Origin of the sequence: Streptomyces sp. H51, from assembly GCF_035656535.1 — a bacterium.
Classification (GTDB): Bacteria; Actinomycetota; Actinomycetes; order Streptomycetales; family Streptomycetaceae; genus Streptomyces.
Window position 1 is genome coordinate 65,620 of sequence record NZ_JAYMHD010000022.1, and the last position, 17,353, is coordinate 82,972.

Annotated in this window: 16 protein-coding genes and 3 pseudogenes; 7 read left to right on the forward strand and 12 right to left on the reverse strand. The window is 72.5% G+C overall.

Going from position 1 to position 17,353, the window contains the following annotated elements; translation table 11 throughout:
• Position 1: 1 nt before the first annotated feature.
• A pseudogene (locus VKA29_RS07355) lies at positions 2-274 on the forward strand (acetyl-CoA C-acyltransferase); the annotation flags it as partial.
• Between the two features lie 115 nt (positions 275-389).
• A complete protein-coding gene (locus tag VKA29_RS07360) occupies positions 390-2,210 on the forward strand; it encodes an AMP-dependent synthetase/ligase (protein ID WP_324784398.1) in 1,821 nt (606 codons plus the stop codon).
• Positions 2,211-2,276: 66 nt separating this feature from the next.
• On the opposite strand, the pseudogene VKA29_RS07365 reads toward VKA29_RS07360, so the two are convergent.
• Positions 2,277-3,414, reverse strand: a pseudogene (locus tag VKA29_RS07365) (acyl-CoA dehydrogenase family protein).
• A 90-nt stretch (positions 3,415-3,504) separates the two neighbouring features.
• Between VKA29_RS07365 and VKA29_RS07370 the strand changes: the two are divergent.
• On the forward strand, positions 3,505-4,131 hold the full coding sequence (locus VKA29_RS07370; RefSeq protein WP_324784399.1) for a TetR/AcrR family transcriptional regulator: 627 nt from the start codon (positions 3,505-3,507) through the stop codon (positions 4,129-4,131).
• Positions 4,132-4,138: 7 nt separating this feature from the next.
• Here VKA29_RS07370 and VKA29_RS07375 read toward each other — a convergent pair whose 3' ends face one another.
• The 3 genes from VKA29_RS07375 to VKA29_RS07385 are packed head-to-tail and all read right to left on the reverse strand — an operon-like array spanning position 4,139 to position 6,489.
• Positions 4,139-5,686: an aldehyde dehydrogenase family protein gene (locus VKA29_RS07375; RefSeq protein WP_324784400.1), complete on the reverse strand. Its 1,548-nt coding sequence runs from the start codon at positions 5,684-5,686 to the stop codon at positions 4,139-4,141.
• Positions 5,683-6,273 carry a hypothetical protein gene (locus VKA29_RS07380; protein WP_420718454.1) on the reverse strand — a complete coding sequence of 197 codons (591 nt, stop codon included), beginning with the start codon at positions 6,271-6,273 and terminating at the stop codon, positions 5,683-5,685. Before VKA29_RS07380 ends, VKA29_RS07375 begins: the two co-directional genes overlap by 4 nt.
• Positions 6,274-6,297: 24 nt before the next feature.
• Positions 6,298-6,489 carry a hypothetical protein gene (locus VKA29_RS07385; RefSeq protein WP_324784401.1) on the reverse strand — a complete coding sequence of 64 codons (192 nt, stop codon included), beginning with the start codon at positions 6,487-6,489 and terminating at the stop codon, positions 6,298-6,300.
• 327 nt (positions 6,490-6,816) lie between these two features.
• On the opposite strand from VKA29_RS07385, the pseudogene VKA29_RS07390 reads away from it, so the two are divergent.
• Together VKA29_RS07390 and VKA29_RS07395 are read left to right on the forward strand one after the other, a co-directional pair.
• A pseudogene (locus VKA29_RS07390) lies at positions 6,817-7,770 on the forward strand (oxygenase MpaB family protein).
• Positions 7,771-7,809: 39 nt separating this feature from the next.
• A complete protein-coding gene (locus VKA29_RS07395; protein WP_324784402.1) occupies positions 7,810-9,036 on the forward strand; it encodes a cytochrome P450 in 1,227 nt (408 codons plus the stop codon).
• Between the two features lie 81 nt (positions 9,037-9,117).
• Here VKA29_RS07395 and VKA29_RS07400 read toward each other — a convergent pair whose 3' ends face one another.
• From VKA29_RS07400 to VKA29_RS07420, 5 genes are all read right to left on the reverse strand, one after another.
• The gene (locus VKA29_RS07400; protein WP_324784403.1) at positions 9,118-10,380 is read right to left on the reverse strand and encodes a cytochrome P450; all 1,263 of its coding nucleotides are present in this window, start codon (positions 10,378-10,380) and stop codon (positions 9,118-9,120) included.
• Entirely contained in the window at positions 10,377-10,994 is a 618-nt protein-coding gene (locus VKA29_RS07405) for a GTP-binding protein (protein ID WP_324784404.1), read from the reverse strand. The genes VKA29_RS07400 and VKA29_RS07405 overlap by 4 nt, the downstream gene beginning before the upstream one ends.
• Positions 10,975-11,331 carry a DUF742 domain-containing protein gene (locus tag VKA29_RS07410; protein WP_324784405.1) on the reverse strand — a complete coding sequence of 119 codons (357 nt, stop codon included), beginning with the start codon at positions 11,329-11,331 and terminating at the stop codon, positions 10,975-10,977. Before VKA29_RS07410 ends, VKA29_RS07405 begins: the two co-directional genes overlap by 20 nt.
• Positions 11,328-11,747 carry a roadblock/LC7 domain-containing protein gene (locus tag VKA29_RS07415; protein WP_324784406.1) on the reverse strand — a complete coding sequence of 140 codons (420 nt, stop codon included), beginning with the start codon at positions 11,745-11,747 and terminating at the stop codon, positions 11,328-11,330. The genes VKA29_RS07410 and VKA29_RS07415 overlap by 4 nt, the downstream gene beginning before the upstream one ends.
• 127 nt (positions 11,748-11,874) lie before the next feature.
• Positions 11,875-13,602 (reverse strand): ATP-binding protein, encoded by a 1,728-nt coding sequence (locus VKA29_RS07420; RefSeq protein ID WP_324784407.1) that lies wholly within the window; start codon positions 13,600-13,602, stop codon positions 11,875-11,877.
• A 616-nt stretch (positions 13,603-14,218) separates the two neighbouring features.
• Between VKA29_RS07420 and VKA29_RS07425 the strand changes: the two genes are divergently transcribed.
• Positions 14,219-14,680, forward strand: a complete 462-nt coding sequence (locus VKA29_RS07425; RefSeq protein WP_324784408.1) for an ATP-binding protein — start codon at positions 14,219-14,221, stop codon at positions 14,678-14,680.
• 14 nt (positions 14,681-14,694) lie between these two features.
• On the opposite strand, the gene VKA29_RS07430 is transcribed toward VKA29_RS07425, so the two are convergent.
• Positions 14,695-15,138, reverse strand: a complete 444-nt coding sequence (locus VKA29_RS07430) for a DUF3093 domain-containing protein (protein WP_324784409.1) — start codon at positions 15,136-15,138, stop codon at positions 14,695-14,697.
• Between the two features lie 401 nt (positions 15,139-15,539).
• Here VKA29_RS07430 and VKA29_RS07435 point away from each other — a divergent pair, with 401 nt between their 5' ends.
• Entirely contained in the window at positions 15,540-15,692 is a 153-nt protein-coding gene (locus VKA29_RS07435; RefSeq protein WP_324784410.1) for a hypothetical protein, read from the forward strand.
• An 89-nt stretch (positions 15,693-15,781) separates the two neighbouring features.
• On the opposite strand, the gene VKA29_RS07440 is transcribed toward VKA29_RS07435, so the two are convergent.
• The gene (locus VKA29_RS07440; protein ID WP_324784411.1) at positions 15,782-16,873 is read right to left on the reverse strand and encodes a zinc-binding dehydrogenase; all 1,092 of its coding nucleotides are present in this window, start codon (positions 16,871-16,873) and stop codon (positions 15,782-15,784) included.
• Positions 16,870-17,337, reverse strand: a complete 468-nt coding sequence (locus tag VKA29_RS07445) for a DUF4334 domain-containing protein (protein ID WP_324784412.1) — start codon at positions 17,335-17,337, stop codon at positions 16,870-16,872. Before VKA29_RS07445 ends, VKA29_RS07440 begins: the two co-directional genes overlap by 4 nt.
• Positions 17,338-17,353 lie beyond the last annotated feature (16 nt).

The window sequence follows — 17,353 nt, forward strand, 5'->3', positions numbered from 1 at the left end:
CGTGACCAGCGAAGCTCATCTGTACGACGCGATCCGCACCCCGCGCGGCCGCGGCAAGCCCGGCGGCGCCCTGCACGGCACCAAGGCGGTCGACCTCGTCGTCGGCCTCGTCGACGAGGTCCGGCGCAGGTTCCCCGGCCTGGACCCGGCCGGCATCGACGACATCGTCCTCGGCGTCGTCAGCCCCGTCGGCGAGCAGGGCGCGGACATCGCCAGGACCGCCGCCCTGCTCGCCGGTCTGCCTGACACCGTCGCCGGCGTGCAGGAGAACCGCGCACCCCGTTCTCCCGCAACCCCGTTCTCCCGCAGCCCCCTTCTCCCGTAACAGTCCCCTTCTCCCGCAACCCGTTCACCCGCACCGATCCGTTCCAGCACGCCAGGAGGCCCACATGACACCAGCCCCGCGCACCGACGGGGAACACGAGGCACCGCCCACGCTGCCGCTCCTGCTGGAGCGCAACGCCCGCCTCCACGCCGACCTGCCCGCGCTGAGCTGGCAGGAGCCGGGCGGCACCGGGAGCTCGACGCTCACCTGGCGACAGGTGCGGGAGCACACGGCGCGCCTCGCGGCCGGGTACGCGGCGCTGGGCGTGCGCCGGGGCGACCACGTGCTGCTGATGATGGGCAACCGGCCCGAGCACTGGCTGTCCGACCTGGCACTGGTCCGCCTCGGCGCCGTGCCGGTGAGCGTGTACGGCACCGCCGCGCCCCCGCAGATCGCCCACATCGCCCGCAACTGCCGGGCGGCGCTCGCCGTGGTGGAGGGCGCCGCGCAGGCGGAGGTGTGGGCGCCGCTGCTGGACGACGACGGCACCCCGCTCGAGCGGCTCGTGGTCGTGGAGCCGGGCCGGGAGGGCCGCCACTTCCCCTACGCGGCGCTGCGCGCGGAACCCCTCCCCGAACAGTTCGGCAAGGTGCTGGACACCGCCCGTCCCGAGGACCCGCTGACCGTCGTCTACACCTCGGGCACGACCGGCGAGCCCAAGGGCGTGGTGCTGGCCCACCGGCACGTGCTGGCCAACGCCCGCGCCCTGGACGAGGTGGTGGAACTGCCGCCGCACGTGGAGCACATCTGCTACCTGCCCTTCGCGCACATCGCGGAGCGGATGCTCGGCATCTACCTGCCCTGTCACCGTGCCTCGCACGTCCATCTGTGCGCCGACCCGGCCGCCGTCGCCGACGCCGTGCGGGCCGTGCGGCCGCGGCAGTTCTTCGGCGTGCCGAGGATCTGGGAGAAGCTGGCCGCCGCGGTCCGCGCGGGCCTGTCCGCGCTGCCGGCCGGGCAGCAGCGGGCCGTGGAGGAGGCCATGCGGGTGGCCCGCGAGCACGTCGGCTGCCGCGAGCGCGGCGAGCAGCCGCCCGCCGAGCTGGAGGCGGCGTACGCCCGAAGCCGCGAGCGGGTGCTGCTGCCGCTGCTGGCGGCGGGCGGCCTGGACCGGATCAGCTGGGCGGCCAGTGCCTCGGCGCCCATGCCGCTGGACGTGGTGCGGTTCTGGGCGGGGTTCGGGATCGTCATCATGGACGCCTGGGGCCTGACGGAGACGACGGGGGTGGCCACCAGCAACGGCCCGCGCACCGGGTTCCGGCTGGGCTCCGTCGGGCGTCCCGTCTCCTGCGTGCGGGTGCGGATCGCCGACGACGGGGAGATCGAGGTGCGGGGCGAGTCCGTCTTCGCCGGTTACCTCCAGCAGGACGGGTCGGCGCGCTCGGCGCTCGACGAGGACGGGTGGCTGCGGACGGGCGACATCGGCCGGCTCGACGACGACGGCTACCTCTGGATCACCGACCGCAAGAAGGAGATGATCACCACCTCGACCGGGAAGAACGTCTCCCCGGCGCTGGTGGAGAACACCCTCAAGGAACACCCCCTGATCGGGCAGGCCATGGTGCACGGCGACAACCACTCCTACCTGGTGGCGCTCCTGGTCCTCGACCCCGAGACGGCGCCCGCCTGGGCCGCCGCCTGCGGCATCGAGGCCGGCGGCGATCCGGCGGCCCTGGCCGCGCACCCCGCGGTGCGCCGCGAGGTGGACCGGGCGGTGGCCGCCGCCAACAGCCGGCTCAACCGGACCGAGCAGGTCAAGCGGTACCGCCTGCTCGGGCAGGAGTGGGGACCGGCGACGGGCGAGCTGACCCCGTCGCTGAAGATGCGCCGCAAGGTGATCCGCGAGAAGTACGCCACCGACCTGGCGCGGCTCTACGACGACTGAGGCGTCGCCCGCCCGAACGCCGACGGCCGCCCCGCATCCGCGCGGGGCGGCCGTCGGCGTGTGCGCTCAGAGGCCGTAGCTCTTGCCGATGATGTCCCGCTGGATCTCGCTGGTGCCGCCGTACACGGTGGAGACGACCGCGGACCGCAGGTGGCGCTCCATTCCGTACTCGGTGGCGTAGCCGTAGCCGCCCATCATCTGCATGCACTCCAGCGCGACCCGCTTGGCCGTCTCGGTGGCCTTCAGCTTGGCCATGGACGCCTCGCGGGGGAACAGCCGGTCCGGCTGCGCGTCGCAGTCCGACGCCACCTCGCGCACCAGCAGCCGCGCGCACTCGATCTCCGTGGCGAGGTCGGCGACCCGGTGCCGCAGCGCCTGGAAGGAGCCGATCGGACGGCCGAACTGCTCCCGCTCGCGGATGTAGGCCACCGCGTCGTCGAAGGCCCGGCGGGCCAGACCCAGCATGTTGGCGGCCAGGAACAGCCGTTCGTGGTTCAGCCCGGCCATCAGCTGCTGCCAGCCCTGGTCGACCTCGCCGACGACGGCGTCGGCGGGCAGCCGCACGCCGGTGAGGAAGACGTCGTTGACCTCACGGCCGCCCATGGTCTCGATGCCCCGGATCTCCACGCCCGGCGTGTCGGCGGGGAGGTGGAACATGGTGAGTCCGCGGTGCTTGTCGGCGCCGGTCCGGGCCACCAGCAGGATGCTGTCGGCGATGTGGGCGTTGGAGATCCACGTCTTCTGACCCTCGATCAGCCAGCTCCCGTCGGGCTGCCGTTCGGCGCGGCAGCGCAGCGCGCCCACGTCCGAGCCGGCGGACGGCCGACCTGGCGATGGCGAGGACCGAGCCGTCCGCGGCGGCGCCGAGCACCTCGCGCCGCTGCCGCTCGGAGCCGAACCGTTCGTAGGCCTTGGCGGTGATGACGGTGGTGACGAACCCCCCGGCGGGCACCATCCCGTAGGAGGTCTCCTCCAGGAAGACGCAGGCGTCGGCCAGGCCGCCGCCCGCGCCGCCGTACTCCTCGGGCAGGCAGACGCCGAGCCAGCCGAGTTCGGCGAGCATGCCGTAGATCTTGGGGTTGTGCGGTTCCCGGCCGCCCTGGGTCAGCGCGTCGCGCTGCTCCCGACTGCCGCACTCGCGCCGGGCGAAGTCACGGACGGCGGAGGCGAAATCCGACTGCTGCGGGGTGAGACGGCTTCCCATGGGATCCTCCGGAGACCACTTGAGATACATGTATATGAATGTTGTATCAATGTTGCTATTCGGGGAGGTGCCGGTACCGTGAGAGGCACCATGAAGACTTCTGCTAACGACTCCCTGCTCGCGCGGGCCATCGCCCGGCCCGAGACGGAGGAAAAGCTGGCGCGGCAGATCCTGGACGCCGCGGTGGAACAGTTCACGACCTTCGGGCTGCGCCGTTCCTCGGTGGACGACGTCGCCAAACGGGCCGGCGTGTCGCGGGTGACGGTGTACCGCCGTTTCCGGAACAAGGACGGCCTGGTGGAGGCGTGCCTGCTGCGGGAGGGCAGCCGCTTCTTCGAGAAGCTCGACTCCGCGGTCGCCCCGCTGCCCGCCATGGAGGACCGCGTCGTCGAGGGCTTCGTGGTCACCCTGCGGTACACCCGGGCCCATCCCCTCTTCGGCGGACTGCTCAGGCTCGAGCCGGAGGTCGTCCTGCCCTACATGACCGTCCAGGGCGGGCCGACCCTCGCCGCCACCACCGAGTACCTGACCGGCCATCTGCGCCGCGCGCAGCAGACCGAGGGCCGGCCCGAGAGCGATCCCCGGCCGGTCGCGGAGCTGATGGTGCGGGTCGCGGTCTCCTTCCTGCTCAATCCGGCCAGCTGCATCCAGATGGACGACGACGAGCAGGCCCGGGCCTTCGCCCGCCGCTACCTCGCCCCGCTGCTGGACGCCTGAGCGCCGCTCAGCGCCGCTGGTGCAGCCGGCGGGCGAGGGCGATGACGCGGGCCTTCGCCGCGGCCGGGGTGCGGAAGGACGTCAGGTCGACCGGCGCGGCGAAGCGCCGCACGGTGACCGACTGCGGCGCGGTGAACGCCAGCAGTCCGTCCGCCCCGTGGACGCGGCCGAACCCGGAGTCGCCGGAGCCGCCGAAGGGCAGGGCTGGCACGGCGGCGAAGCCGAGGACGGAGTTGACGGACACCGCGCCCGCGCGCAGCCGGGCGGCGATCGCGGCGCCGGCGCGCCCGCTGCCGGTGAACACCGCCGCGCCGAGCGCGTAGCGGGAGGCGTTGGCGCGGCGCACCGCCTCGTCGACGTCCGCCACCGCGTTCACGGCGACGGTCGGCCCGAAGGTCTCCTCGGTCATGGCGGGCGAGTCCTCCGGCACGTCGACCAGGACCACCGGGGCGACGAAGGGCGCCGACAGCGACTCCACCCCGCCGAGCGCGGCGCGGGCCCCGCCCGCCAGGGCCTCGCGGACGTGCCGCTCCACCACGGTCGTCTGGGACGGCATCGTCATCGGCCCGTAGGCTGCGTCCGCTCCCGTGCCGGGGCGCAGCACGCGGGCCCGTTCCACGATCTTCTCGCACAGCGCCGCGTGCACCTCGCGGACGGCGTAGACGCGCTCCACACCCGCGCAGGTCTGTCCGGCGTTGCCCAGCGCGCCCCACACCACCGCGTCCGCCGCGGCGTCCAGGTCCGCGTCGGCCGTCACGATCACCGCGTCCTTCCCTCCGCACTCGGCCAGGAACGGCGTCAGCGACTCCGCGCAGACCGCCATCACCTTGCGCGCGGTCCCCGGCGAGCCGGTGAGGGCGACCTTGTCGACACCGTGGCGGACCAGCGCCTCGCCCGTCGCCGCCCCTCCGGTGACGACGGCGAGCAGACCGGCGAACTCGGGCACGGCCGCATCGAAGCACTCGGCCAGCGCGATCCCGGTGCCCGGGGTGTACTCCGACGGCTTGAACACGACGCCGTTGCCGGCCGCGAGCGCGTAACCGACGGAGCCCATGGGGGTGTAGACGGGGTAGTTCCAGGGGCCGATCACCCCGACGACGCCGAGCGGGCGGTGCACGACCGTCGCCGCCTGGTTGGCCGCCACCAGCCCGGTGCGCACCCGGCGCCTGCCCAGGACCCGGCCGGCGTTGCACGCCGCCCAGTCCAACTGACCCAGCGCCAGCAGCAGTTCGAGCTCCGCGTCCTGGCGCGGCTTGCCCGTCTCGGCGGACACGGTGTCCGCCACCCGGTCCAGCGACGCGGCCAGCTCCCGCTTGAACGACAGCAGACGGGCGCGGCGCCGGGAGGCGGGCAGCGCGGACCAGCGGCCGGCGGCGGCGCGAGCCCGGTCCACCGCCGCGGCGATCTCGGACGGGCCCTGGACCGGGTAGTGGGCGAGCGGTTCTCCGGTCGCCGGGTCGTGGCAGGCGAACGTGGCTCCGGTGTCGGTGACCTCGGAGGCTTCGGTGGATTCGGGGACCTCGGTGGTACCGGGTCGGCGGGTGGTGTGCGTCATCGCTGCTCCTGCGGTGAGGTCTCTTCGGGGAGAGGGGTGAGGGGCCTGCTGTGCGCCCGGTGCGGGCCGAGGTCGTCGAGCGCCCAGCCGAACGGGTAGCTGCGGGGCTTGGTGCGGTACGGCAGCCAGTCGGGCCGGGGCGGCAGCCGGCGTACCAGGGCGGCGTGGGCGCGCAACGTGCGGTGGGCCGCCGTGCGCAGCCGGCGGGGCTGGGGGCGGAAGCCGAGGGCGGCCAGCAGCGGTTCGTCCAGCAGTGCCGGCGCGACCCGGGCGACCAGCGGCCGCAGCGGGCGCGGGAACCAGCCGGTGATGAGCCGGAAGGTCGCCGCCGCCACCCGCCGGTTGGCGGGGTCGCAGGCGAACATCTCCTTCTCGTAGCGGTCGTGCAGCCGCTCGAAGCCGGCGTAGTCCCCGGTGGCGGCCATCTCCACACCGCCCGCGACGACCCACATCGCGGCCCGGAACGGTCGCCTCCTGCGCCATCCGCGCACCGCGCACCGCAGCCGCGGCGCGGGCAGCGTCCGGTCGAGCCGGTCGCCGGTCTCCCGTGCGAGCTCCGACAGGAAGCCGAGAACGAAGGTGAACATGGTCCGAGTCCGTCCTCGTCGCCGTCAGAAGCCCCGCTTGCCGGTGCGGCTGAACTCGATCTGGAGCGTCTCCGGCGTCAGCGTGCCGCCGTTGTCGGAGTAGGCCGTGCTCTTGACGTCGTGGGCGACGGCCGTGCTCGCCTGGACGCCGGTGACCGCCTTCCCGACGACGGGCAGCTTCTGCCTCCGAGGGCGGCGACCTCGAACGCCGTTCACGAGACGGCGAAGGAGGCGGCCGGCGCTCCCTGGGCGAGGGCGATGCCCAGCGCGCCCACCGCCAAGGTGCACGGGACGAACATGACGGCGCCGCGCCTCCTGCCGTTCTGTCGCTCATGGTGCGTCCTTCCCGGTTCGGGTGGTTGGGCGGCGTGAAATGCGGAATGACGCGCGGGGTGACGTGCGCGGCGACGTGCGCGGTGGTGTATGGACGGCGTACGGGTGGCGTGCGGAGCGGATCGCCGTGAGAGTCGAAGATACAAAAACTATTGACTTGTTTCACGGCGCACGTCAATACTCCGGACACGACGGAGAGACGGAGGCGACATGACCGCTCTGCCGCACACATCCGAAGTGCCGACCGGGGCCGGTGGCAAGGGAGTCGAGGCTTCCTCGCGGATCCGGGCGCCGCGCCGCGGCGACGTGGTCCGGCGCGGCTTCGGCGACATCCGCTCGACCCTGATGGCCCCGCAACTGCTCCTGCTGCAGGTCTCGCACCCCGTGGTCGGCGCGGGAGTCGCGGACCACAGCGACTTGGGCGCCGAGCCCTGGCCGCGCCTGATCCGCACCCTGCTGCCGCTCACCACGGTCGTCTACGGCGGCCAGGAAGCCGCCACGGCCGAGGGCCGCCGGCTGATCCAGGTACACGCGCCGATGTAGGGCACCGACCCGGCGAGCCGCCGCTACCACGCCCTCAACCCCGAGGCCTGCCACTGGGTGCACACGATGCTCGTCAAGGGCCCGGTCGACACGCAGCGCCTGTTCGGCAAGGGCATGACCGACGACGAACTCGAGGCCTCATACCGCGGAATGCGCGACGTCGACGCGTGTGAAGCCTGAAAGACCATCATCTGCCGCCGGACTGGTGCGTCGTTCGTCGAGTACTACGACGACATGGTCGCGGAGCGCCTGGAGTACAACCGGTCCGAGGAGGACGTCCTCGACGAACTCTCCCGCCCCGCCGAGCCGTTCGCCTGGACACCCGGCCCGCTGTGGCGGCCGCTCGCCCGCGTCGCCGCCCAACCGCCGACGCCCGGAGCGTACTTGCCGTATGTCGACGCCGGCCTGCTCCCGCCCGCCGTCCGCGAGCACCTCGGCCTGTCCTGGAGCGCCCGGGACGAACGCAGGCTGCGCCGCTTCGGCGCCGTCGTGCGCACCCTCGTACCGCTGCTGCCGGAACGGCTGCGGTACCTGCCCGTCGCCCGTGCCGCCCGCCGCGCGGTGATTCAACATGCAACTTCGGCCAGGACTGGTCTGTTTGAGCCACCGAAAGATCAATAATCTGTACCTCGAACGTATGCACCTACTTCGAGGAGTTCCGTGTCCACTGCGCAGCAGGTTCCCGACATTCTCTCGCCCGAGTTCGCCGAGAATCCCTACCCCGCCTACGCGGTGATGCGGGAGGAAGCGCCCCTGATCTGGCACGAGGCCACCCAGAGCTACATCATCTCCCGCTACGAGGACGTCGAGCGCGTTTTCAAGGACAAGCAGTCGGAGTTCACCACCGACAACTACAACTGGCAGGTGGAGCCGGTCCACGGCAAGACCATCCTGCAGCTCAGCGGCCGTGAGCACGCGGTGCGGCGCGCCCTCGTCGCCCCCGCGTTCCGCGGCAGCGACCTGCAGGAGAAGTTCATGCCGGTGATCGAGCGCAACTCGCGCGAACTCATCGACGCGTTCCGGCACACGGGGTCGGCCGACATCGTCACCGACTACGCGACCCGATTTCCGGTCAACGTCATCGCGGACATGCTGGGCCTGGACAAGGCCGACCACGCCCGGTTCCACGGCTGGTACACCTCCGTGATCGCCTTCCTCGGCAACCTCTCCGGCGACCCGGAGGTGACCGCCGCGGGCGAGCGCACCCGCGTGGAGTTCGCCGAGTACATGCTGCCGATCATCCGCGAGCGCCGGGACAACCTGGGCGACGACCTGCTGTCCACGCTGTGCGCCGCCGAGGTCGACGGCGTGCGGATGAGCGACGAGGACATCAAGGCGTTCTGCAGCCTGCTGCTCGCCGCCGGCGGCGAGACCACCGACAAGGCGATCGCCGGCATCCTCGCCAACCTGCTGCTGCACCCCGAGCAGCTGGCGGCCGTCCAGCAGGACCGCAGTCTGATTCCGGCCGCCTTCGCCGAGACCCTGCGCTACACCCCGCCGGTCCACATGATCATGCGGCAGGCGGCCACCGACGTCGAGGTCTCCGGCGGCACCATCCCGGAGGGCGCCACGGTGACCTGCCTCATCGGAGCCGCCAACCGGGACGAGCGCCGGTACCGCAACCCCGACCGCTTCGACATCTTCCGCGACGACCTGAACACCACCTCGGCGTTCTCGGCCGCCGCCGACCACCTCGCCTTCGCGCTCGGCCGCCATTTCTGCGTCGGCGCCCTGCTCGCCAAGGCGGAAGTGGAGGTCGGCCTGAACCAGCTGCTCGACGCCATGCCCGACATCCGTCTCGCCGACGGATTCGACCCGGTCGAGGAGGGCGTGTTCACCCGCGGCCCGAAGGCGCTCCCGGTGCGCTTCACCCCGGTGGCCGGCTGACCGGCCGCCGTCCTTCCGCCCGCGTCCTCCGCGCGCCCGGGGATCTCCACCGGTTCCCCGCCCGGCCCGCGGAGGATGCGGTCACTGCACGGAGGGGGTGAACTCCACCGGCATCGACGTCAGTCCGCGCATCCAGACCGACGGACGCCAGGTCAGCTCCCACGGCTCGACGCCCAGCACGATGTCGGGCAGCCGCTCCAGCAGCGTCTCCACCGCGGTGCGCGCCATCACGTCCGCCAGCAGCGGGGCCGGATACGGGCAGCGGTGCTCGCCGTTGCTGAACGACAGGTGCGCGGAGTTCTCCGCCCCGACGTGTGAGTCGGGCCAGATCTGCGGGTCGGTGTTGGCCGCGGCGAGGCCGAGGACCAGGCAGTCGCCCTCGCGGATGAGCCGACCGCCGAGCTGCGTGTCGCGCACGGCCCAGCGGCCGATGAAGTTCTGCGTCGGCGTGTCCAGCCACAGCACCTCGTTGAGCGCGTCCCCCACGCTGACCCGACCGCCCGAGACGTTGACGGCGAAACGCTCGTCGGTCAACAGCAGACGCAGGGTGTTGCAGATCCAGTTCGCGGTGGGCTGCTGCGCCGCGGCGATGACGGAGATCAGGTCCTGCACGATCTCCTCGTCGCTCAGACCGGCCGGGTCCTGCAGCATGCGGGAGGTGACGTCCGGGCCGGGCCGCTCCCGCTTCTCCTTCACCAGCCGCATGATGCGCTCCCCGACCCGCATGTACGCGGCGACCGGGTCGTCGCCCTCGCCGGCGTCCAGCGAGATCCGCAGGTCGTCGACGAGCTGGTCGACGTCGGCGTCGTCGTACACGCCGCACATCCACAGCACGGCACGGGCCGGCAGGGCGTGGGCGTACATGCTCATCAGTTCGGCCTGACCACTGCCGGAGAACGAGCTGATCAGATGCTCGGCGATCAGCTCGCACTCGCGGGCCAGCTCGAACTGGTCCACGCCCTCCAGCGCCTGGGTGATCACGCCGGCCCGCCGCTGGTGCTCGGGCCCCTCGGTGAACAGCACGGACGGCTGGTAGCCGACGAACGGCAGCAGCGGCCAGTCCGGCGGGATGTTCGGCCACTGGTTCCAGCGCCGGGAGTCCCGCGCGAACAGCTCGTCGTGGCTGGTGACGTAGCAGACCTCGGGATAGCCGAGGACGAGCCAGGCCGGTATGCCGCCGTCGAGCAGCACGGGCGCGACCGCTCCGTGCTCCCGGCGCATGGTGCGGTACAGCTGCGACGGCGTCTGCTGGTACTCCAGCCCGCCCAGCTGTACGGCGTCGGCGTGTGCCGGGCAGCCGGGCGGGGGTGTGCTCGCGGAAGGGGAGCCGGTGGTGTCGCTCACTGTGATCTCTCCTGGGACAGGGCCATTGCGTAGAGGTGGTCCACGAGAGCGATGAGGACCTCCTTGCCCGACGACCTGAGCCGCGCATCGCAGTCGATCATCGGCACGTGTGCGCCCAGGGCGAGCGCCTGACGGATCTCCTCGAGAGAGAACCGGTTGTCGTCGTCGTCGAACCGGTTGACGGCCACCACGAACGGCGTCTTGTGGTGTTCGAGCCGGTCGATCGCGTACCAGGAGTCCTCCATGCGGCGGGTGTCGACCAGGACGACCGCGCCCAGCGTGCCGGAGAAGAGCCGGTCCCACAGGAACCAGAAGCGCTCCTGGCCGGGCGCGCCGAACAGGTAGAGCACCATGCGGTCGTTGAGGCTGATGCGGCCGAAGTCGAACGCGACGGTGGTCGTCGTCTTGCGTTCCACGCCCGCCGTCTCGTCGACGCCCTGCCCGGCCTGCGTCATCACCTCTTCGGTGTTCAGCGGCCGGATCTCGCTGACCGAGCGGACCAGGGTGGTCTTGCCGACGCCGAACCCGCCCACGACGACGATCTTCAGGCCGGTCTCGGCGGCGTCGGCCAGCGGCGTGCGCTGGGAAGGCAGCTCAGAGGTTGCGGAGCCCATGGAGCACCTCCTGGAGCAGGGCGGTTTCGGGGAGGTCCGCGACAGACCGGGCCGCGCGGGGGTGACGGGCGCTCACCTTGCCCATGGCATGGAGGTCGCCGAGGAGGATCCTGACCACGGTGATGGGCAGTTTCAGCTCGGCCGAGATCTCGACCAGCGCGGTCGGGTGCTGGCACAACTCGAGGATGCGGACGTGCTCCGACTGCATGCCGGCCGTCGGCTCGCACTCGCTGACGATCAGTGTCACCAGGTCGAACGAGTCGTCGGCCTCGCTGCGGCCCCCCGTGACCGTGTAGAGCCGGTCGGGATCGCCGATGTCCACGGGTTTGGGGCTCACGCTGTGGCACCCCTGCCGGCGGGCGTGCGCGGCTCGGCGCGCAGGTGCTCGCCTATCTGGTCCACCATCTCGGTCATCTGGTGACCGACGACGCCGGGGTCGGCGTTCTCGTCGGCGACGACCGCGAGGTGCGCGCCCTGGCCGGCCCCCACGACGAACAGCAGGCCCCCGTGGAATTCGGTCATCGAGTGCCGGACGCCGCCCGATCCGTCGCCGAACTCCACGGACGCTCCCTGCGCGAGCGCCTGGATGCCCGAGCAGATGGCCGCCAGCTGGTCGGCCTGGTCGAGGGTCATGTGCTCGGTCCAGCACAGTTTCAGGCCGTCCCGGGACAGGACGAGGGCATGACGCGTTCCCGGAGTGCGCTCCAAGAGGTTCGTCAAGAGCCAGGTGAGGCTGTTGTCAGTGGTCTCCATGGTGGCTGGGACGGGTCATGACCGGCGGAGGGTCACCCGGCCCGTTCCTCCAATCCAACGAGGTGCAGCGAATCGGTGCAGGGGGTGGTGTGGGCTGTGCGGCCCTGAGCTGTGCGGAAGACCGGACCTAGTCCTCGGACTCGGTCTCGTCTCCGGTGCGGGTGCCGGGCTCGGCGGGGGATCCGCCGGCCTGCCGGCTGCGGTGGAAGGCGGCGAACTGGCTTCCGGCGTTGCGTGCCGGACCCGTCTCGTTCGCCGAAGACCGCGACCGGTCCGGTTTCGGCCGGCCCCGCTCCGCCTCGGCCATGGTGCGTCCGGGGGCCCGCACGGGCAGCCCGTTGGGGGTGGCCGGCGTCGCCCTGCGAGGGGCCTCGGCGCGGGGCGTCACGTCCGTCCGCGCCACCGACGGGGAGCGCGGCGGGAGGGGCGTCTCGGCCGCGGGGGCGGGGGCCGGCGCGGGTACGGCCGGGGCCCCGGCGCCGGACGGGCGGCGCTCGGCGGTGACCGGATCACGCTGCTGGGCCACGAGCTCCGGCGGCAGCAGGACGACGACGCCGGTGCCGCCGCGGGAGGAGGGCCGGTAGTTGACGCTGATGCCGTACTTGAGGGCGAGGCGGCCCACCACGCCCAGGCCGAGCCGGGTGCCCTGCAGCGAGGCGAGGTCGGTGACGTTGCCCGAGACGGCCTCCTCGGCCCGGCGCATGGCGGCGTCGGACATCTTCAGGCCGCTGTCCTCGATGGTCACGACGATGCCGGCGCTGCGCTCCTCCACGTAGACGTGGACCTCGTCGATCGGCGGGGAGAAGTTGGCGGCGTTGTCCATGAGTTCGGCCAGCAGGTGCATCACGCCCTCGGCCGCGAAGCCCGCGATGGCGGCCTTGCTGGAGTTGTGCAGGCGCACCCGCTGGTAGGCGGCGATCCGGCCGACGGCGCCCCGCAGGATGCTTTCCATGACGATCGGCTTGTTCCACACGCGGCTGGGACGGCCTCCCATGAGAAGGGCCAGCCGGTCGGTCATCAGACCCAGCTGGGAAGTGCTGTGGTCCAGGCGCAGCAGGTCGCCGAATACCTCGCCGCCGTGCCGGTCCTGCATGTCGCGCAGGTCGGCGAGCATGCTGACGGTCTTGGCCTGGACCCGGCTGAGCGCCTTCGCGGAGGCGGCCTGCGCGGCGGCGGACCGGCGCTCGCTGTAGGCGAGTTCCCTGACGAACGATTCGGCCGGGGTGCGCAGCAGCGGGTTCTGCGGCCAGTCGAGCTTGGCCAGCACGGTGTCGGCGGAGCTTCCGTCCCGCAGCAGGGCCACCGCGGCGGGCAGCGTCTCGTTCGTGAGGCGCTCGAGTTCCGCGGCTCCCTGGGACAGCTCGCGCCGCACGACGCCGAGCTCCGAGTGCGCCTCGGCGGACCGGCGGATCACCTCGGCGATCTCGGTGGCGAAGACGTGCAGGATCTGACGCAGATAGGGGTCGGTCGGGGTGGCGGCACGGGCCAGCGCCTCGTCGGCGCTCGCGCCGCTCTTGAGCTGCCGCGCGATGGTCGGCAGGGTCACGTTGACCAACTGGGCGGTCTCCACCGCCTGCTGGGTCCAGTTGTTCTTGGTCATCTCCAGTTCGCCGCCCCGCGCGGCCACTTGGCGGCGCGCGCGGCGCAGCAGGGCGGAGCTGGTCGCGGCGATGCCGGCGATGCAGCACCAGGCGACGGCCGCTGTGCCCATCACCCACGGGCGGGCGCTGTCCGGGGCGGCGGCGATCACCGCTCCGGCGCCCGCGGCGGGCGCGATCAGGGCCGTGGCGAAGGTGGCCGGGATGGAACGCCCCTGCGCAGATCGGCGCTGGTGGGGTTGAGCAGGCACTGACATTCCGCGGTCCCTCGGTCCGTGAGAGCAGGAGTACGTGGACGACTGAAACATCGCCGACAGGCCGGAGGACGGATGACCATCTTCCAGATCAAGCACGCTGCTCATGCTAGTCATCGCATCCGGTGGTCGGTCCCGGCAGAGCGGCCCATTGTTCGGAGATCGACACTTCGTCGAGAAAAAAGTCAGGGCCCCGATGCGGTGTGGTAGTTGCGCCGAGTTGACGTCAGTCGATCTCAAACGGGCGGCAGTTGGCGCTTTCGGACATTCTTCGATCGGCTCGATGCGTTTCGCATGAGCTGAAACCTCATCGGTAGGTCGATTTTCGGCCAACTGTCGTACGGGCGTTGGCGTCATGGGTCGGACGCCTCCCGCACGGCCGCGCCGGTTGCGCGTCTCGCCCGTGTCCGCGATGTCGATGCCGTAGGGATCGTGGAGGGCGGCGGGAGGATGTGGCGGACCTGCGGCCTCCGTGGTCCCCCGGTCTCCCTGTTGCACGGGCCGGAGGCCGACCGGGTTCGACATTGCCGGTGGGGAGGTTGCGTACGGCCGGTTTTCGGGGGTATCCGGGTGCCGTTAGCCGTGTTGCTCAGGACGAGGGTGGCGGTGTGGGCCAGTGGTGCACGAAGACGAAGACCGGCCGCTGGTCAGCCCTCCCGTGTCCGTCGCCGTGGCCCTCGGCGCCGGAGAGCCGATCGCGGAGGCCCGCCGGGCCGCGCGCCGCTTCATGGCCGAAGTGCAGTCCGTGCACGGGATCCCGGTGTCGGACCGCGCCATGGGCACGGTGGAGCTGGTGGTCAGCGAGCTGGTGACCAACGCCTACAAGTACGCGCCCGGCCCGTGCCTGCTCGACCTGGAGGTCAGCGACGGAGCCGTGGAGATCAGCCTGTGGGACGGCGACCCGACCCTCCCGGTGCCCCAGGCCGCCGACCCGGCCCGGGTCGGAAAGCACGGGCTGGAGATCGTCATGGCGGTGTGCCGCAGCTTCGAGGTCCGCCGCGAGCCGGTGGGCAAGCGGGTCAGGGCCAGTATCGTGCTCGCCGACGACCCGGGCGGCCACCCGGCGGGCCGCCTGATGTGACCGGGAGGCGCCTGTCAGGCGCGGGCGAAGGCCAGTACCGCCAGCAGGGTGGCCGGCCGCCGGGTGGAGAGGTACAGGTACGGGGCGGGGCAGTCCGGGTCGTCGATCTCGATGCGCAGCGCCGTGGGGACGTAGCTGCGCAGCAGCATCAGCGCCCGCACGTCGGCCCGACGGGTGCGCCAGAGGAACGCCTCCTCCTCGTCCAGCATCTCCGCCGCGCCGAGGGAGGTGAGCGGGAACCGCATCGCGCCCGCCCGGAGATGACTGCCCGTCACGACGATGCCGACGCCGCCATAGGCGTGCAGTCCCCATGCGGCCAGCGCGGTCACCGTCACCAGCCCGCCGGAGGCGATCACGGGTCCGGCGAACAGCAGGACGGCGAAGGTCATCACACCCGGCAGGGCGGCGGCCCAGAACCACGCTCCCGGCACGCCGAGACGCTCCTCGTAAAGACGCATACGATCACCATGCCAGCCCCGCCCGGCGCCCCGCGCACCGGCCGGCAGCGGGCGGTGAAGGTCGCTCCGGCCGGGTGAAGGGAGACGGCGCGGTCACTCCCAGCCGCGGCGTACGCCGCCACCGGCGCGATGCCGAGTCGTGGCCGGGCTGCCCGCGTCCGACCGTCCCGCGCCCACCGCTCGTCCCGTGGACGCGCCCGCAACCGCGCGGGCGGACCTTTGCGCGCCGCCCGCCGTCCTCGCCCGCGGCCCCGCGACGGCGCCGGCCCCGCGACGGGCCGGGAGCCGGAGGCCGGACTCCGCGTGCGGCCGCCGCGGGAGACTGCCCGCCGCCCGGGCGCACCGTACGGCCTCAGTGGGCCAGGCTGAGCGCCGGCCGGGATCCCGCCGCGGCCGCCACGTTGAGCGGCCGGGTCTACGTGATGGGCCGGGCGCGGCGCACCGACCTGATCCGGGACGTGCGCGACCGGCCCGATCACCCCCTCACCGCGCGCGAGGCGGCCGCCTGGTGGCTCGGCCTGTCCGAGCGGACCCTGGCGAGCTCGCCGGTGTGAGCCCGCCCGGTCGGCTCGCCGGTGTGAGCCCGCCCGGTCGGCTCGCCGGTGTGAACCACGGACGCCGTAAGGCGCCGCGGCGGTGATCCTCAGAAGGACGTGACGACGACGCGCGCCGTCCCGGGGTCCCGCAGGGCGGCGTAACCGGCGTCGATCTCGCCCAGCCCGATGCGGTGGGAGACCAGGCCGTCGAGGTCCAGCCGCCCTCGCAGCGCCAGGCCGGCGTAGCGGGGGATGTCACGCCGGGGGTTGCCGGAGCCCATGATCAGGCCCTGGATCCGTTTCTGCTGCAGCAGCAGTCCGGGCAGCGAGAGCGTCAGTTCCGCGGCGCCGGCCGCCAGGCCCACCAGGTGCACGGAGCCCCCGAGGGCGGTCATGTCCAGCGCCTGCCGCGCCGTCTCGGCGACGCCCACCACGTCGAAGGCGTGCCGCACTCCGCCGCCGGTCAGTTCACGTACGGCCGTGACGGCGTCGGCGGCCGAGGAGTCGACGATGTCCGTGGCGCCGAAGGCGAGCGCCCGCCGCAGCCCGCCCTCCCGCACGTCGACCGCCACGATCCGTGCGGCCCCGGCGAGCCTGGCCCCGCTGATCACGTTCAGCCCCACGCCCCCGGCGCCGATCACGGCCACGCTCTCCCCGGCCGCGACGCGGGCGCCGTTGAGGACGGAACCCACGCCGGTCAGCACCCCGCACCCCAGCAGCGCGGCCGCGTCGAACGGCAACTCGCTGGGTACGGCCGTCAGTTGGTTCTCGTGGACGAGTGCCCGTTCGGCGAAGCCGCCCAGGCCCATGCCCTGGGCGACGGGCTGCCCGGAGCGGCTGAGCCGCGGTCCGTCCCGCGGATCGCGCAGCGTGGACCCGGGCCGGCCGCACTGGTACGGCCGGCCGTCCAGGCACGCCGGGCAGGCGCCGCACCACTGCACGAGGCAGCCGACGACGTGGTCCCCGACGGCGAACCCGGTGGCCTGCGGGCCGAGGGCGGCGACGACTCCGGCGATCTCGTGCCCCAGGACCACCGGCGGGGGAAACCGCGCCGAGGGGTGCGCGGCGAGGGTCAGGTCGGTGTGGCACAGACCCGACGCCCGCACCTCCACCAGCACCTCCCGGCCCGCGGGTTCGGCGACGTCGATGTCCTGGACGGTGAAGGCGCCGCCCGCCGCCTCCACCACCGCGGCCCTCACGCGCGTTCGAGGAGGAAGTAGAAGAACGGGCCGTCCTCGCCGAACCCCTTGCCGTTCATGATCCCCATGAGGGTGCGGTCGTCGACGGCCTTGAAGTGGTCGAAGACCGGCCGGCCGTCGTAGACCATGGTGGCCGTCGACTCGCCCCGGAACTCGACCATCCACAGACTGGCCTCGCCCTTGCCGAGTTCGGTGTCGGAGTACAGCCGGCCGTCCTTCCCGCGCATGATCAGCGGCTTGGCGTCGTCGGCGGCCAGGAAGGTCTTGCCGTACCAACCGGCTTTCTCCAGTTTCCCGTTGAGCGGATGGCCGGTGCGGAACTCGTCGCCCCGCCACTCGCCGAGGATGTCCTCGACGCGAACGGTCGGCAACGCGGCCCAGATCGCGTCGAGTTCGTCCGGCGAGACGATGGAGTCCTTACCGCGCAGGACTGCGAACCGGGTCCGTGCTTCGTCGATGTCCATCGGCCCCTCTTCCGGC

Bases quoted from the DNA above. Each gene is read 5' to 3' on its own strand.
- VKA29_RS07360 (WP_324784398.1), top strand. From the start codon at position 390: ATGACACCAGCCCCGCGCACCGACGGGGAACACGAGGCACCGCCCACG.
- VKA29_RS07370 (WP_324784399.1), top strand. From the start codon at position 3,505: ATGAAGACTTCTGCTAACGACTCCCTGCTCGCGCGGGCCATCGCCCGG.
- VKA29_RS07375 (WP_324784400.1), bottom strand. From the start codon at position 5,686: ATGACGCACACCACCCGCCGACCCGGTACCACCGAGGTCCCCGAATCC.
- VKA29_RS07380 (WP_420718454.1), bottom strand. From the start codon at position 6,273: ATGTTCACCTTCGTTCTCGGCTTCCTGTCGGAGCTCGCACGGGAGACC.
- VKA29_RS07405 (WP_324784404.1), bottom strand. From the start codon at position 10,994: ATGGGCTCCGCAACCTCTGAGCTGCCTTCCCAGCGCACGCCGCTGGCC.
- VKA29_RS07415 (WP_324784406.1), bottom strand. From the start codon at position 11,747: ATGGAGACCACTGACAACAGCCTCACCTGGCTCTTGACGAACCTCTTG.
- VKA29_RS07420 (WP_324784407.1), bottom strand. From the start codon at position 13,602: ATGTCAGTGCCTGCTCAACCCCACCAGCGCCGATCTGCGCAGGGGCGT.
- VKA29_RS07430 (WP_324784409.1), bottom strand. From the start codon at position 15,138: ATGCGTCTTTACGAGGAGCGTCTCGGCGTGCCGGGAGCGTGGTTCTGG.
- VKA29_RS07445 (WP_324784412.1), bottom strand. From the start codon at position 17,337: ATGGACATCGACGAAGCACGGACCCGGTTCGCAGTCCTGCGCGGTAAG.